The following is a 16,904-nucleotide window of genomic DNA, read 5'->3' as shown; positions in this document are numbered from 1 at the left end:
GCCGATGACCTATGCCGATGCAGCAGGGTTCTTCGGCAAGTTGCCCAGCGCGGGTGACTTTGTGCAACGCCGTCTGCCGGCCGCCTTTGTGGATGCGTGGGACCGCCATTTCGAGCACGCCATGGCAGCGCTTCCCGATGCACTCGGCCCCGGGTGGAAGAGCTGCTTTCAGGCGGGGCCGCCGTGGCGTTTCGTGTTGCCGCCAGGCCTCTGCGGCGAGAGCGCGTTCGCCGGCGTGATGCTGCCGTCGACCGACCGGGTAGGGCGCTGCTTTCCGATGGTGATCGCCACGCGGATCGCCCACGCGCCCGGTGCGGGTGCGTGGCGCGAAGACGATGGCTGGTATGCGCAGGCCGAGCGCATGGGTGTGGCGGCCTGCACCGATCCGGCATGGGGCGTGGACACATTCGACACGCAGATACGCGCACTGGCGGACCTTTCCGACGAAACGGCCGTGCCCGCGCGCGAACCTCCGTTTGCAGTGGACTGGGCAACCGCCGACCACTGGCGCTTCCCGTTGCCGCGACACGCCGACGCCACGGGGACGCTGCTTGGCTGGTGGTCGCAGCTCAGCGGCATGCCCCAGCCGTGGTGCCTGTGGTGGTCCGGCGGCGGTGCACGCGTGCCCGCCAGCGCGCTCGCCACGCGCGGGCTGCCCCGGCCCGAGGCCTTTGCGGGTTTCGTCGACGCCATTCATGCCGGCGCCGCCTGGCGTTCGCCGGATGTCCTGCAGCCATCGGAGGCCTGCTCATGATGACGCGCTACCAGTCCGCCGGACGCACGGACACCGGCAAAGTCCGGGCGCACAACGAGGACGCGATCCTGTTGCGCGACGAGGTGGGGCTATGGGTCGTGGCCGATGGCCTGGGCGGCCACGCGGCCGGCGACTATGCCAGCTCGATGATCGTGGAGCGGCTCGCGGCGCTTCCCCGCCAGGGCAACGTCGTCGATTTCATGGAGGCGGTCGAGGATGAGCTGCTGCGCATCAATGGCGACCTGCTGCAATCGGCCGCCACGCGCGGCGTCGACCTGATCGGTTCCACCGTGGTGGTGCTGTTGTACGGCGAGGAATACATGCTGTGCGGCTGGGTCGGCGACAGCCGCGCCTACTGTTATGAGAACGGCCGGTTGCGGCAGATCACCCGCGACCACGTGCATGGCGTCAAGGACGACGTGACGCAACTGCACCACGCCGCGCCCGGGCCTTCGCCCGGCGCACTCACCCGCGCCATCGGTGCCGAGCCGCAACTGTTTGTGGACTGGGTGGTGGCTGGCTCGCAACCCGGCACGCAGTTCGTACTGTGTTCCGACGGTATCAACAAGGAAATGTCAGACGACGAAATGGACGATGCCTGTCGACGCGTGCAGGAACCCCAGGCCCTGGTGGCCCGGTTGTTCGACCTGGCCATGAGCCGGGCCGCGCGCGACAACGTTTCCGCCGTGATCGTGCGTCTGGAGGAATGACCATGGCCGTGCCGCGCGCACTTCCCCTGAACGAGCTGCTGGATGAATTCCGCGCCGGCCGCATCGCGTTGCCCGCCTTGCTCGAGGCGATCAAGACGCGCGGCGTGCTGGACGAGGCCGACTACCGCGCGGAGGTGGCGCAGTTAGAGCAGATGCGCGACGCCGGCCAGCTGGATGCGGACGTGGTGCTTGCGATGATCGCCCGCCTGGGCGCGATGCGCATCATCGGCGCGCGGCCACCGGTGGATGCGGATGCCACCGTGGTGATGCCTGCCGTCACGCCAAAGCCCCCGCCGGCAACGCCAGCACCCGATCCGGAGTTGACCTTGGTGCAACCGACCGCACAGCCGGCGCCGGACGACGAGATGACCATGGTCAAGCCGCACGCGCCGGCGGCACCGGCGGGTGGCGCGTCCCCGGGTGATACCTCGACGCGCGGCACGACCAGCAGCCTGTCCAGCCTCGGCAGCTGGGAAAGCATCGCGGCGAAGGAGGGTGGCGACTATGTCACCGTGGGCTCGTTGCTGAAGGGTCGCTTTCACCTGGAGCGCGAGCTGGGTCGCGGCGGCATGGGTGTGGTCTACCTGGCGAAGGACGAGCGCAAGGTCGAAGCCCGCGACCGCGACCCGTACGTCGCGGTGAAAGTGTTGAATGACGAATTCCGTCGTCATCCCGATTCCCTGATCGCGCTGCAGCGCGAATCGCGCCGCTCGCAGCTGCTGGCGCACGACAACATCGTGCGCGTATTCGACTTTGACAAGGACCGAACCATCGTCTTCATGACGATGGAGTTCATCGACGGCTCGGACCTCAAGAGCCTGATCCGCGAGCGCGCGTACAACGGCATGCCGCTGGCCAAGGCGCGGCCATTGATCGAGGGCATGGCGCGCGCTTTGGCGCGCGCGCATGCCGCGGGCATCGTGCACTCGGATTTCAAGCCCGGCAACGTGATGGTGACGCGCGAGGGCGTGCCCAAGGTGTTCGACTTCGGCATTGCCCGCGCAGGCAAGTTCGCCGGAGATGCCGCCGGCGAACAGACCGTGTTCGATGCCGGCACGCTGGGCGCATTGACGCCGGCCTATGCCAGCCTGGAGATGATCCGCGGCGGCGAACCGTCTCCCAGCGATGACATCTACGCGCTGGGCTGCGTGAGCTTCGAGCTGCTGACGGGCAAGCATCCATTCGACAAGGTCAGCGCCGAGGTGGTACTGAAGGAGGGGCGCAAGCCGCCCGCCGTGCCGGGGCTGACCCGTCGCCAGTACCGGACGCTGTGCGATAGCGTGGCGCTGAACAGCGCCCAGCGCCTGAAGAGCGCCGAGGCCCTGATTGAGGGCTTGCGCGAGGTGGGCCTGAAGGAGCGTATGGGCCCCTACGTGCTCGGCGGATCGCTCGCACTGGTACTGCTGATGGCAGGCGGCTGGGGCGTGACGCGCTACATGCACAGCCACCACCTGGCCAAGGTGATCGCGAGTTTCTCCGCCACCGGCAAGCAGCGCTACGCGAACGAAGTGCAGGCCATGCAGGCCCTGTCGAGCCTGGATGAAGACGACCGCAAGCGCGTCATCATCGACCAGGGTGAGGCCATCCAGAATTATTTGCTCAGCCGCATCGATGCCTATTGGCAACCGGCGCAGAAACGGTTCGACTATGCGGGCGCCCAACGCGTACTGGCCTTGCGCGATCAGCTTCGCCTGTATTCGCCAGCGCTGGACATGAAGCGCGGCGAGCTGGAGCGGCAGCGCAACGAATTGCTCAACACGCTGGACACGCAGCTGAGCAAGCAGATCGATGCCGGCGCAATCTTCGAGAACCAGCCTGACAACGTCGTGGCCACCCTGACGCGCATCCGCGCGGTAGACCCGGGCAGTGCGCTACTGAAGAACGCCGAACTGGAATTGAAATACGACGTCGCGATCAGCCAGTCGCTGGCCGCCGACCGGCTCGACGAAGCGAAGCAACGCCTGCAGCTCGCCACGCGACTGTTCCCGGGCTCGGCCCGGTTGCAGCAACGCGACGCACAGCTCGCTGCGGACGAGCAGGCGGCGACGTTGCGTCAGGTCGCTGCCGCTGCCCAGGCCACGCCCGGCGCGCAGAGCCTGCCGGATGCCCGCCGCGAGCTGGCCAGCCTCGTAGCCAAGCCCGCCACCAGCGCAGATTGGGAGGCCGCCGTGACCCGCGCGGCAACCCCGCTGCAGAACGACAGCGCCGCGGAGACGAAGCGACTGTTCGACGCACTGGGTGACGCGATGGCAGGCGAGGCCTCCCGCGTCACCGATCCGATGCAGGTGCAACGCACGCTTGCCTGGGTGAACTTCGGCCTGCAGTACGCGCCGCGTTCGCCCAGGCTGCTCGAGCAGCGCAGCCGTCTGGATGGACTGCAACAGCAGATGGAGGCGCAGCTCGCCAAGGACAGCGTCGCGGCGGAGATCGATTCGCGCATCGAGTCGATGCGCCGTGCGGCGGCGGCCAACGACGTGGCCAAGGCGCAAGAATCGCTGGACCGCGTGCGCAGCTTGCAGGGCAACCATCCCTTCCTGGTGAACGAGGGCCCGCAACTGCTGGCGAGCGCCTATCTCGGGCAGGCCAGGGAGGCGTTCCAGCGTGGCCGCTACCAGGCTGCGGCGGATATCACGGGGCAGGGCGTACGCGCACTGGGCAATCGTGCCGACCTGCGCAGTGCGCGCGAACGCTACGGCTTTGTCGCCGAAGTCATGCAGGGTGGCACCAGCGCGCTGGCTGGCACGGATTACGATCGCCTGAAGAAGCAGCTGACGGACCTGCGCAAGACCGACAGCACCGCGCTGGATGGCCTGGAAGCCGACCTGAAGCAGCGTGGCCAGCTGCCACAAGGCTCGTTCTCCGCCAGGCTGGAAGCGCGCAAGCCGGCGCAGGCATCGACAGCGGCACCCGCCGAGGCAAGCTCCGCGGCGCCAACGGCCGCCGTCGCGACGAATGCCCCCGCAGCACAGGCCGCAGCCAAGGCAGCGGCAGGCACCACGGCTGCGCCGGCAACCGCAGCCAAATCCAATGCCAATACGCCGGCCGGCCCGGATCCCTGCGGGGTTCCGGCATTGGTCGGCGCCGGCAAGGCCTGTTTCGACATGCTGGACGGCAAGCGCGGCCCCGCCATGATCGTGGTGCCGGGCGTGGGCAGCGGCGGGGCCTATGCCTTGTCGCGCGCAGAGATCACCGTCAACGACTTCAACCGCTACTGCACGGCCACTGGACAGTGCCACGCGATGACCGTGGAGGATGCCGAACTCGGCAACCTGCCCGTGAGCAATATCAGTCTGAGCCAGGCCAAGGCCTATGCGGCATGGCTCACGAGCAGCAGCGGCTACACCTATCGATTGCCGACCGATGCCGAGTGGTTGCACGCCGCGCAGGCGGGCGGCAGCTGGAAGCAGTCGGAAGACAGCAATTGCATTCCACCGACGGCCAACGGCTCCGATGTGGCCGGCGCGCCCGTGGCCGCGCGGGGGCGCGAGCCCAATCCCTGGGGGCTGATCAACATGTCGGGAAACGTGTGGGAATGGGTCACCCATGACGGGGCCACCCTGGTGCGCGGCGGCAGCTTCAACAGCTATTGGTCCGATTGCACGGTGGAGGCCCGGCGCGCGGACAGCGGCGCCCCGCAGAAAGATGTCGGCTTCCGTGTGCTCCGGGAGCTGAAATGAGCGAGCGCGAGCAGGGCATCAACGAAGGACTGCGTGCGCTGGACGAAGCGCATCGGCTGGGCCGGCTCAACCGCGAGGAATACCGCGCGCGGCGCCGCCGGCTGCTGGGTACGCTGCATGGGGGCGATGGTGTCATCACGCGCCGCACCACGATGCGTGTACCGGAGCCGCAAGATCCGCCTTCGCCTTACGGCGGCGCCGGGCAGGCGGATGTGTTGCCGTCGATGTTTCCCCCGCGTCCCTGGTTGATGAGTGGACGCACCTGGGCCTGGGCGACCTGTGGTGTGCTGTGCCTCCTGCTGGCCTATTGGCTGCTGGCCGCATGACCAGGTTCGGCCGCCTCGGCATGATGTATCGTTCGGCATTCGATGGGCCGGGGGAGCCGGTCATCGCGGCGTCGATCGGGGGATCGAGGCGTCTTTTTCGAGGGGAATCGAACGTGCGAATGGCAGGCCTTGCGGCTGCCCTGGCCTTGGCCATGGGTAGCGGGCGAACGTATGCGCAGGACATGGAAGCCACGACGGCAGCGCCGACGCCAGGCAGCAGCGAACACGCCGTGCCACCGGTCAAAGACCGCGAGCAGGCGGGTGCCGGAACGATGTCGGTGCGCGGCTTCCGCGTGAAGGGCGTGGGCGAGCATGCCTCGGCACACATCACGCCCGAGAGCATGCAGGCGTTGGCCGATGAGCAGTACAGGCAGCTGGCCGGCACGAACGACCACGCGGTGCTTAGCATTGCGCAGCTGGAGAAGGTGGCCGACGCCATTACCAAGCGTTACCGCTCCAGCGGCTTCATCGTGGCGCAGGCCTTCGTGCCGGCGCAGTCCGTCGGCGCTGACCAGGTCGTCGAGATCCAGGTGCTGGAGGGCACCATCGGCAAGGTCGTGGTGAAAGGCGCCAAGCGCTACGGCACGGACATCATTGCCGCGCCGGCCGAACGCCTCAAAGGCCAGCCGCTGCAGAAGGACGAGGTGGATACCGCGCTGCTGTATGCGCGCGACCTGCCTGGTGTGGCGATCACGTCCACTTTCCAGCCGGGCGAGCATACCGGCGAGACGGACCTGGTCATGGTGACGCAGGAAGAGCGTCGCCCCTATGCGATCACCGTGGGCGCCAACAACTACGGCACCGACGTGACCGGCCGCTATCGCGCGCAGCTGGGCGTGGCGTGGAACAATCCGCTGGGCTATGGCGACGTCTTCAATGCCAACCTCGACTATGCGTTCGCGCCGGCGCAAAGCCTGTTCGGCGCGCTGAGCTATCGCGCGCCCATCGTCGCAGTACCCGGCCTGGCCGTGGTGGTGGGCGCCACGCGCAGCCAGCTGCAGGTGGACAATGGCGTGTTCGCTTCGTTGCGCGTACATGGCCCCACGTCCACGTGGTATGGCGGCGCCGACTGGAAGTTTGTCAACGATACCAACCTGCAAGCGCTGGGCACGTTTCGCCTGATCCGCGAGGAATCCAAGCTCAACAGCAGCGTGATACTGATGTCGGACGAGCGCTTCGACGTGGCCGAGCTCGGCTTCTCGATGAACCATACCGACACGCGCTGGCATGGTATCGACCTGCTGCAGGCCAGCGTGCGCCAGTCGATCAGCGACCGTTCGCCGTCACAGGTGGACCTGGTCAGCCCTGGGCACGACAGCAGCTTCCTGGTCGGCAAGCTGGCCTATACCCGCCTGCAATTCCTGACCCGCACGCAGCGCCTGTATTTCAAGGTCGCCGGCCAGTACACCAACGATGCGCTGACGCCGATGGAACAGTTCGTGATCGGCGGCCCGGACAACGTGCGCGCCTACCCGATTGCCGATGTGCTGAGCGATCGCGGCTATTACACCTCGGTGGAGTACCACGTCGACGCGCCCGGCTTCGCCGACAAGGTGTCGCCGTTCTACGCCCGGCCGTGGCGCGAACTGCTGGAGCTGGAGGCCTTCGTCGATTATGCCAGGGGCTGGTCCGTGGGTGGCAACAGGCTCAATGGCGTAACAGCGCAGGAAGTCAGCGATATCGGTGCGGGCTTCCTGTTTCGCCTGCCGCGCTTCCATCACTTTGAAATGCATGTGGATGCCGCCAAGGCGCTCAGCTCGTTGCAGGCGTCCGATGGCAAGGGTTACCACGTGTATGTGCGTTTTGGCATGACGTTCTGAGGGGAGACGACCATGAACCGTACCCATGACCGCACGCGTCACCCCGCATCCTCCTTGTTGCCACGCCTGAAGCGCAAGGCGCTGCCGGTCAGCCTGTCGTTGCTCGGCATGGTGGCGGGTTCGCTGCTGCCGTGTGGCGAAGCCGTGGCCGCAGGGCCTGCCGCCGGCACCCTGCCGACGGGCAACAGCATCGTCAGCGGCACGGCAACGGTAAACACCACGGGCACGACACTGACGGTGACCCAGACGTCGGCCCAGCTCGCCATGAACTGGACCAGCTTCGATATTGCTTCCAACGCCAACGTCGTTTTCGCTCAACCCGGTGCGAACGCGATTGCGCTCAACCGCATAGGCATTGGCTCGGGCTCTCCGACGGCCAGCCAGATCTTCGGCGGCCTCAACGCCAATGGCCAGGTCTTCCTGATCAACCCGGCCGGCATCGTGTTCGGCAGTTCGGCCAGTGTGAATGTCGGTGGCCTGCTGGCCAGTACGCTGGACATGAATCCTGCGACGCTGGCCGGCGGCGCGCAAACGTTCCACCTGGACAAAGGCACCGCGACGGGCAGCATCGTCAATCAGGGCACGATCAGCGCGGCCAGTGGCGGCGGTGTCGTGCTCGTCGGCGGCAGCGTGAGCAATAGCGGCTATATCCTGGCCGACGCCGGCCACATCTTCCTGGATGGCGCTGATCACGCCACCCTCGATTTCGACGGCAACAACTTGATCAATGTCACGGTGACCGGTGCACTCGCGTCGGGTTCGGGCACGGCGGTGGACAACGCTGGTCTGCTGCAGTCGAGCGGAGGCATGGTGGTACTGCAGGCATCCGCCACGCCAGGCCTGTTCACCCAGATGGTGAACAACAGCGGCGTGATCAAGGCGGATGGCATCAGCACCATCAACAGCGGCGCGGGCGGCACGGTGCAGCTGATTGGCAATGGTGGTGGCGTTGTGAGCACCAACGCGATGTCCGCCAATGCTGCCACGGGCGGCACCGCGGGAAGCGTGGCGATCACCAGCGACCAGGCCGTCAATGTGAGTGGAAGCATGTCCACCACCGGATTGGCGGGCAGTGGCGTGTCGCTCACCGGCAACGCACTGACACTTGGCGCGACGATCAATTCAGGCGCAAGCCCCACGACGCTGACCTCGCAAGGCGTCATCACCCAGACCGCCGGCTCGCTCAGCGCCGCCACGTTGACTGGCAGCTCGGCCGGAACCACCACGCTGACCCAGGCCGGCAATGCGATCAGCACGCTGGGCAACTACGCCAGTGGCGGCGATCTGTCTTTGGCTACCAGCGCCGGCCTGACGTTGAATGGTGCGGTAAGTGGCCATAACGTCACGCTGAATGCACTCGGTGGCTCGATCAATCAGACCGGAGGCGCGCTTAGCGCAGCCAGTTTGAGTGGCGGCTCCTCCGGCGCTACCTCGCTGGTGCAGACCGGCAATGCGATCAACGCCCTGGGCAATTACACCAGCGGCGGTGACCTGGCCCTGACCACCAGTGGCGCCCTGACACTGACGGGCCCAGTGAGCGGCAACAACGTCACGCTGACTGCGCTCGGTGGCGCGATCAGTCAGACCGGAGGCGCGCTCACCGCGGCCACGTTGAACGGCAGCTCGTCCGGTGCCACCACGCTGACGCAGGCCGGCAATGCGATCGGCGCCCTGGGCAACTACGTCAGCGCCGGTGATCTTGCGCTGAGCAGCATCGGCAACCTGGCTCTGAATGGCGCGGTGATTGGCAACAACGTGACGTTGAATGTCACGGGCGCCATCAGCGAAGGCGTCAACGGCAGCCTGACGGCGAGCGGCCTCACCGGCAGTACGGGCGGCAGCACGGCACTGGATCAGGCCAACAACCGAATTGCGCAGCTCAACGGCTTTTCCGCCAGCGGCTTCAGCCTGAAGAATGCGCAGGCGCTGAACGTCACCAACACATTGTCTGGCGGCAGCGCCGTGACGCTGACCACCACCAGCGGCGACCTGACCTTGAACGGGGCGGTGAGTGGCACCAACGTGGCGTTGAATGCGAGTGCGGGCGCCGTCAACCAGACGGGCGGCACGCTCTCGGCGGGCACGCTGAGCGGCGGCTCTTCTGCTGGCACCACACTGACCCAGGCCGGCAATACGATCAGCACTCTGGGCAACTACGCCAGTGGCGGTGACCTGGCCCTGGCCACCAGTGGCGCCCTGACACTGAATGGCGCGGTGAGCGGCAACAACGTCACGCTGACTGCGCTCGGTGGCGCGATCAGTCAGACCGGGGGCGCGCTCACCGCGACCACGTTGAGCGGCAGCTCGTCCGGCGCCACCACGCTGACGCAGGCCGGCAATGCAATCAGCGCCCTGGGCAACTACAACAGCGGCGGTGATCTTGCTCTGAGCGACACCGGCAACCTGGCCCTGAATGGCGCGGTGAGTGGCGGCAACGTCGCGTTGAATGTCACGGGCGCCATCAGCGAAGGCATCAACGGCAGCCTGACCGCGAGCGGCCTCACCGGCAGCTCGGGTGGCAGCACAACGCTGGATCAGGCCAACAACAAGGTTGCGCAACTCAACGGCTTTTCCGCCAACGGGTTCAACCTGAAGAATGCCCAGGCACTGAGCGTCACGAACACATTGTCCGGCACCAGCGCCGTGACGCTGACCACCACCAGCGGCGACCTGACCTTGAACGGGGCGGTGAGTGGCGCCAACGTGAGCTTGAACGCGAATGCGGGCGCCGTCACCCAGGCCGGTGGCACGCTCACGGCGGGCACGCTGAGCGGCGGCTCTTCCGGCCCCACCACGCTGACCCAGACCGGCAATGCGATCAGCGCGCTGGGCAACTACAGCACGGGTGGCAACCTGGCGGTGAGCACGGGCGGCAACCTGTCCGTGAGTGGCCCGGTGAGCGGTGCCAATGTCAGCCTGACGGGCGGCAACACGATTGGCCTGGGTGCCAACGTCACGGCAACCGGCACCCTGGGACTGTACGGCGCCGCCGTCACCCAGTCGGCGGGCACACTGAAGGCCGCCACGTTGACCGGCCAGTCAACGGGCGCTACGTCGTTGACGCAGCCCACCAACGTCATCGGTGCGCTGGGCACCTATACAAGCAACGGCTTCAGCCTGGTCAACGCGAGCGGGCTGCAGGTCACCGGCGCACTGACAGGCGGTGCCAGCGTGGCGCTGACGACCCAGAGCGGCAACCTGGTCATCAACAACGCAGTGAGTGGCGCCAGCGTTGCGTTGAATGCTGGCGGCGCCATCAGTGAAGGAGTGGGTGGCACGCTTTCCACCAGCGTGCTGACGGGCGGCTCGTCTGGCGATACCACGCTGGCCCAATCCGGCAACCAGATCGGCAGTCTTGGCAACTACAACAGTGGCGGCGGCTTCACCCTGACCAATGGTGCAGCCATTGCGCAGGGCACGGGCAGCACGCTGACCGTCGCCGGAGCCACCGCGCTGAATGCGGGCAGCAACGCCATTGTCCTCACCAACGGCAATCAACTGCAGCAAGGCGTGAGTGCGACCGGCAGCGGCATCGCCATCACCAACAGCGGCAACCTGGACATCACCAGCCTGAGCCCTGGCCTGAACAACCCGGTCAGTCTTGTCTCGCTCCATGGCGCGCTGAGCCTGCCAGGCGCCCCGATCAACACCGGCACCGCGGATCTGGCGTTGAGTTCGTACGCCGTGCTGGCTCCCTTAGTGGACCTGTCCGGCGCCAACGTCTTGCTGTCTGGCTACCTCGGCATCAGCCTGGCCCACAACGTCAATGCGACCAATACCTTGAGCCTGGTCAGCACGAATGGCGCCGTCGCACAAACGGGCGGTGCACTCAACGCGGGCGCGCTGACCGGCCAATCCGCCGGTGCGACATGGCTGACCCAAGGCAACAACAAGGTCGGCACCATCAGCGGCTACACCAGCGGCAGCGACTTCAGTCTCACCAACGCGCAGGCCATCGGGCAAACAGGTGCCCTTGTGGTGCAGGGCAATACCGCGCTCAATGCCGGCAACAACACGATCACGCTGGGTCTCAACAACGACCTGCACGGCGCCGTGGGCATCACCGGTGGCAGTACACAGATCAACAACGATCGTGGCTTGAGCTTCAACACCAGCAACGTGCTGGGCAATCTGACCGCGACAACCGCCAACGCGGCGATCACACAGGTCGGTGCGCTCACCGTGTCGGGCGCGAGTACGTTCAATGCAGGCGCTGCGCCGATCACGCTGGCCTATGCGAATGGATCGGGGCAGTGGGCCAACAGCTTCGGCACGCAGGTCAACGCGATCGGCACCGGCATCACCCTGGCCAGTCAGAGCAACCTGATCATGGGCACCTTGACCGATGGTGCGAATGGCGCGGTCAACCTGATGTCCGGCGGCACCTTGTCCCTGCCATCCACACCGATCAACACCGGCACGTCGGACCTGACGCTGGTTTCCGCTGGCGGCCCGCTGACAACGACGGCAAACCTGGCTGGCAACAACGTCTCGCTGTCGGGCAGCCAGGGCGTCACGCTCGCCAACAACATCACGGCGGCACGCAACCTGACGCTGACCAGCAGCAACGGCGCGATCACACAGACCGCGGGCACGCTGGTGGCGAACACGCTGAGCGGCCAGTCCGCAGGCGCGACATCGCTGAACCAGCCCACCAACGCGATCAACACCCTGGGCAACTACGCGAGCAACGGCTTCAGTCTGGCCGATGCCAACCCGCTGACCGTCTCCGGGACGCTGACGGGCACCGGTGGCAATATCGCCTTGACCACGACGGGCGGAAGCGATCTCACGGTGGCCGGCGCGGTGACCGGCGCCAACGTCACGCTGACTGCCGGCAATCAACTTGGCCTGAATGCCAACGTCAACGCCACCGGCGCCCTGGGGCTGTACGGCGCGGCCATCACCCAGTCGGCGGGTGTGTTGACCGCAGCGACGTTGACGGGCAAGTCAACCAGTGCGACGTCGCTGGCACAGGCCAACCAGATCACGCAGCTCAATGGCTTCATCGCCAACGGCTTCGCGTTGAACAATGCCGGCCCGTTGAATGTTGCCGGCACCTTGAGTGGCGGAAGCAGCGTGGCGCTGAGCGTGCAGAGCGGCGACCTCGCGCTGAATGGTGCAGTCACCGGCAGCACGGTCACGCTTGATGCCGCAGGCAATATCAGCGAGGGGACATCGGGAAGCATCGCCACGGCGAGCCTCGGCGGCAGCTCGGGCGGCAGCACCGCGCTCACCCAGGCCAACAACGCCATTGCGCAGCTTGGCGGTTTCTCGGCGAACGGCTTCAGCCTGGCCGATGGCACGGCACTGGCCATTACCGGGCCATTGAGCAGCAGTGCGGTCACCTTGAACGTCAACGGCGCCGTGACCGAAGGTGCCGGTGGCAGCATCGTCACCGGCACGCTCAGCGGCGCATCCACCGGCAGTACGACGCTGGACCAGGCTGCCAACAGGATCACCAGCCTCGGGAACTACTCTAGCGGCGGTGATTTCAACCTGGCCAACGGCGCGGCGATCGCTCAGTCGGGCCTGCTGGCGGTGCAGGGCAAGACCACACTCAACGCGGGCACCAACGCCATTACGCTCGGCAACAATAACACGCTGGGCGGTGCGGTAAGCCTCACCGGCGGAAACACGCTGATCAACAACGCTGGCGTCCTGACGCTGGACACCAGCAGCATTTCAGGAAACCTGACCGCAACCACGACCAGCAACGCGGCGATCACGCAGACGGCCGGTGCGCTGAGCGTTTCGGGGCAGAGCACATTCAACGCGGGTGCCGGCGCCATTACTTTGGGCAGTGGCAACCGCCTGCTGGGTGCGGTGAGCCTGACCGGCGGGAATGTGCAGATCAACAATGCTGTTGCGCTGGATCTGGGCGCCAGCACGGTGTCGGGCAACCTCAGTGCGAGCGCGGCCAATGCCGCCATCACCCAGACAGGCGCACTGGGCGTGATGGGCACCAGCACTTTCAACGCCGGCAGCGGCGCGATCGCGCTGATGTCCCCGGGCAATGCCTTCGGGTCGACCGTCAACGCCACGGGCACGGGCATCGCCATCGGCAGCAGCGGCGATCTGCACATGGGAGCACTGAGCGATGGCACGAACGGCGCCATTCGCCTGATCGCGGGCCGCACGCTTTACCTGCCGAACCAGGCGATCGACACCGGCGCGGCGGATCTGACCCTTAGTTCGCTTGGCGGCGTGCTCGCCACCGCAAGCGCACTGAATGGTGCCCATGTCTCGCTGTCGGGTAGCCAGGGCATGACGCTGGCACACGATGTCTCGGCCAGCCAGTCACTCAATCTCGCCAGCAGCAACGGCGCGATCACCCAGACAGCTGGCTCGCTGAAAGCCCCGCTGCTGACAGGCAGCTCGCAGGGCACCACGGCACTGACCCAGGCCAACCAGATCACGCAGCTCGGCAGCTTCGCCGCCAACGGCTTCAGCCTGACCAATGCCGGCGCGCTGACTGTCGCCGGACCGTTGACCAGCACCGGCAGCGTGGCGTTGACCACCCACAGTGGCGACCTGACACTGCTGGGCGCGATGAGTGGCACGGACGTGTCGCTCATCGCGGCCAACGGGGCGGTGAACCAAACCGGCGGCACGCTTACGGCGAACACGCTGAGCGGCCATTCCTCCGGCGCCACCTCGCTGACGCTGGGTGTGAACACGATCGGCAACGTCGGCAGCTACAGCAGTGGCGGTGATTTCAGCCTCGGCGATGCGAGTGCGTTGACGGTATCCGGCCCGTTGACCAGTGGCGGCAACATGACGTTGGGTACCAGCGGCAACCTCACGCTGGCTGGCTCCGTCAGTGGCCAGGCCGTGACCCTGAATACAGGCGCCGGCAACGTCAACCAGACCGCCGGCACGCTGACGGCAGGCACTTTGACGGGAGGCTCCTCGGGCGACACCCTGCTGACCCAGGCCAACCAGATTGGCCTTCTGGGCGGCTACAGCAGCGGCGGCAACTTCAGCCTCACCAATGGCGCCGCCATCGCGCAGAGCGGCGCCCTGCAGGTGCAGGGTGCGGCCACGTTGAATGCAGGTGGCAACGCCATCACGCTGACGAATACCGCGAACCATCTTGGTAGCGTGCTCAGCCTGACCGGGGGCAACACGCAGATCGTCAACAGCGGCCCGCTGACGCTGGGGGCGAGTCAGATCAACGGCAGCCTGAGCATCATCAGCAACGATCCGGCGATAGGGCAGACCGCTCCGCTCCACGTCAGAGGCAGCAGTTATTTCAACGCCGGCACCGGCAGCATCGCGCTGACCAACACCGGCAACCGCCTGGATGGACCGGTGACGGCCATCGGCACGGGCATCGCGATCACCAACGCCGACGACCTGGGCATCGCCTCGCTGTCCAATGGCCCGAACGGCGCCGTCAGCCTGATTTCCCTTGGCGGAACATTGACCCTGCCGGGCACCGCGATCACAACGGGCAGCGCGGATCTGCTGCTGACCTCCGGCGGCGGCGCGCTGAGCACGGCCGCCGACCTGAGCGGCGCGAACGTCACGCTATCGGGAAGCACCGGCCTCAACCTCGGCAACACCATCACGGCAGCAAACAGCCTGAACCTGCTCAGCAGCCACGGCGCCATCAACCAGAGTGCGGGCCTGTTGAATGCGGCCCTGCTGGATGGCAGTTCGGCGGGGGCAACCAGCCTGGGCCAGTCCAACCAGGTGCGCAACGTGGGCAGTTTCAGCGCCAACGGTTTCAGCCTGACCAATGCGGGTGGGTTGATCGTGGCCGGTCCGCTGCTCAGCAGCGGCGATGTATCGCTCACCACGCAGAGCGGCGATCTGGACATTGCCGGCACGCTGAGCGGCCAGCACGTGGCGCTCAATGCGGCGGGGGCGATCAGCGAAAATACCTCCGGCAGCCTGATCGCCACGGCATTGAGTGGCAACGCGGGCGGCACGACATCGCTGGGCACGCAAGACCAGCCCATCGCCAACCACATCGGCACGCTGGGTGGCTTTGCCTCACTCGCAGGGTTCAGCCTCACCAACGGCCCGACGCTGACCCTCGCCTCCGTGGGCGGCAGCAGCTACACCGTGAACGCGGGCACGTCGCCGCTCTATCTGTCGGTGCTGCATGGCGACCTGCTGCAGGCCGGCACCACACCGCTCTACGACAGCCAGGGCACGTTTGCCGCCAGTGGCCATATCGGCCTGGCGACGGCACCCATCTATGAATTTGGCACCTTGCCGTATCTGGTCGAATCCATCGGCCTTCCACCCGCGTATTTCTATGCACTGGATCGCGAGGGCAATGCCTTGCCCGACTTTGGCCTGCTGTCGATCAACGTGCCCATCACCATGTCGAGCGGCCACGCGCAGAACGGCAACAACCACCTGGATTCGTATATCGACGCCAGCATCATCACAGCCAGCTATCGCGCCTACGGCATCGTGCCTTCCGGTATCCGCCTGCCGCCCGACCAGCAGGCCTGCGATCCGCAGGACAGCGCCGATTGCCAGAGTGATTGAGCACCCATGCGCAGCCTGAGCTTCTGTCTGGCACTGTTCGCGCTGGCGGTCATCACGACCGCCACGGCCCAGACCGGACCGCGACTGACGGGCAGTGCAGTCATCGCCGAGTTGAAGGATGCGCAGCAGAAGCTGGATACGCGCATCCAGCTGCATCCCGATGAGCCACTCAAGACGGTGTCGCAGCGCCTGGCGCAATGGCAGGAAGCCCTGAAAAAAAGCCTGGGCACGGATGCCGCGCAGCCGGTGGACCTGATGGGCGACGCGCGTCGCGCACAAGCCATGCGCGCACATGCCGCGGCCATGCGCACGGCAGCCCTCATGGATAGCTGCACGCATTGCCTTGATGGCGACGCAGCCGTCATGGCCCAGGCACTGGCGTTGACCGTCGATCGACTGGCGGATGCGCGGGATGCGCCGTCCGCGCCGCCGCCGGTGGTCGAGTCCGTGGAGACGCCGGACCGACGCGCGATCTTCGCGGTGCGTAGCGGGGAAGGGGATAAGCACCTAGTCCTGGCAGGCAGGAACCTTGCCGATGCGCAATGCGCTGATCCGCAGGTATCCGCCACCGATGAAAAAGGCACACCTTCCGCCGTACAGCCCACCGTCACCAACGCCCAGCCGGGCCGCATCGAGCTGACGCTACCCGCTGGAAGCGGCCTCACGCCGGGCAGCTATGTGCTGCATGTCAAAAGCCAGCGCAAGGCATTCCTGGTGGGCTGCGTAGCACAGCCCGAGGCGCTGGGTGTGCTGCAGATCGCGCCCGCGCCACGGTTTGCCGTGACCTACACGCTGGATGCCCGCTGCTCCCCGCAGCCCGGCGGAGAGCCTGCAAAAACCGGGAGTCTGCCGGCGCTGACGGCCTATGGCGCGACACAGGTCGCGCAGGTGGAACCCGATGCCTGCCCAACGCCCGTTGGCTACACGCTGTCCGCCCAGGTGACCTACGCCGATGGCAGCCAGGCCGGGATTAGCCCCATCGCGCAACCGGCGGATGCCGCCATCACCGCCGGCCTGCCGGGCGGGTTGTCGCTGCAGTGGAATCCGGCCGTGCGGCAACTGGTGCTGCGCAGTGCGGCCAATGCGTGCACGGGCTTCTATTGAGCCGG

Annotated in this window: 7 protein-coding genes; all 7 read left to right on the top strand. The window is 66.5% G+C overall.

Annotation, left to right across the window (positions count from 1 at the left end):
* The first annotated feature begins 4 nt into the window (after positions 1 to 4).
* The 7 genes from tagF (at position 5) to HY57_RS13345 (ending at position 16,899) form a co-directional block, all read left to right on the top strand.
* Positions 5 to 754: a type VI secretion system-associated protein TagF gene (gene tagF, locus HY57_RS20920; protein ID WP_019467517.1), complete on the top strand. Its 750-nt coding sequence runs from the start codon at positions 5 to 7 to the stop codon at positions 752 to 754.
* Positions 751 to 1,464, top strand: coding sequence for a PP2C family protein-serine/threonine phosphatase (locus tag HY57_RS13370; protein WP_019467518.1), 714 nt, complete (start codon positions 751 to 753; stop codon positions 1,462 to 1,464). Before tagF ends, HY57_RS13370 begins: the two co-directional genes overlap by 4 nt.
* A gap of 2 nt (positions 1,465 to 1,466) precedes the next feature.
* A complete protein-coding gene (locus tag HY57_RS13365) occupies positions 1,467 to 5,141 on the top strand; it encodes a bifunctional serine/threonine-protein kinase/formylglycine-generating enzyme family protein (protein ID WP_019467519.1) in 3,675 nt (1,224 codons plus the stop codon).
* Positions 5,138 to 5,467, top strand: a complete 330-nt coding sequence (locus HY57_RS13360) for a hypothetical protein (RefSeq protein WP_019467520.1) — start codon at positions 5,138 to 5,140, stop codon at positions 5,465 to 5,467. The genes HY57_RS13365 and HY57_RS13360 overlap by 4 nt, the downstream gene beginning before the upstream one ends.
* A gap of 119 nt (positions 5,468 to 5,586) precedes the next feature.
* Positions 5,587 to 7,287: a ShlB/FhaC/HecB family hemolysin secretion/activation protein gene (locus HY57_RS13355; protein ID WP_019467521.1), complete on the top strand. Its 1,701-nt coding sequence runs from the start codon at positions 5,587 to 5,589 to the stop codon at positions 7,285 to 7,287.
* A 12-nt stretch (positions 7,288 to 7,299) separates the two neighbouring features.
* Entirely contained in the window at positions 7,300 to 15,795 is an 8,496-nt protein-coding gene (locus HY57_RS13350) for a beta strand repeat-containing protein (protein WP_019467522.1), read from the top strand.
* Between the two features lie 6 nt (positions 15,796 to 15,801).
* Positions 15,802 to 16,899, top strand: coding sequence for a hypothetical protein (locus tag HY57_RS13345; protein WP_019467523.1), 1,098 nt, complete (start codon positions 15,802 to 15,804; stop codon positions 16,897 to 16,899).
* The last annotated feature ends 5 nt before the right edge of the window (positions 16,900 to 16,904 follow it).

Source organism: Dyella japonica A8, from assembly GCF_000725385.1.
GTDB classification, from domain to species: Bacteria; Pseudomonadota; Gammaproteobacteria; order Xanthomonadales; family Rhodanobacteraceae; genus Dyella; species Dyella japonica_C.
The sequence above is the reverse complement of the archived record's forward strand: the minus strand, read 5'-3'. Positions and strand labels throughout refer to the sequence as shown.

Bases quoted from the DNA above. Each gene is read 5' to 3' on its own strand.
- tagF (WP_019467517.1), top strand. From the start codon at position 5: ATGACCTATGCCGATGCAGCAGGGTTCTTCGGCAAGTTGCCCAGCGCG.
- HY57_RS13370 (WP_019467518.1), top strand. From the start codon at position 751: ATGATGACGCGCTACCAGTCCGCCGGACGCACGGACACCGGCAAAGTC.
- HY57_RS13365 (WP_019467519.1), top strand. From the start codon at position 1,467: ATGGCCGTGCCGCGCGCACTTCCCCTGAACGAGCTGCTGGATGAATTC.
- HY57_RS13360 (WP_019467520.1), top strand. From the start codon at position 5,138: ATGAGCGAGCGCGAGCAGGGCATCAACGAAGGACTGCGTGCGCTGGAC.
- HY57_RS13355 (WP_019467521.1), top strand. From the start codon at position 5,587: ATGGCAGGCCTTGCGGCTGCCCTGGCCTTGGCCATGGGTAGCGGGCGA.
- HY57_RS13350 (WP_019467522.1), top strand. From the start codon at position 7,300: ATGAACCGTACCCATGACCGCACGCGTCACCCCGCATCCTCCTTGTTG.
- HY57_RS13345 (WP_019467523.1), top strand. From the start codon at position 15,802: ATGCGCAGCCTGAGCTTCTGTCTGGCACTGTTCGCGCTGGCGGTCATC.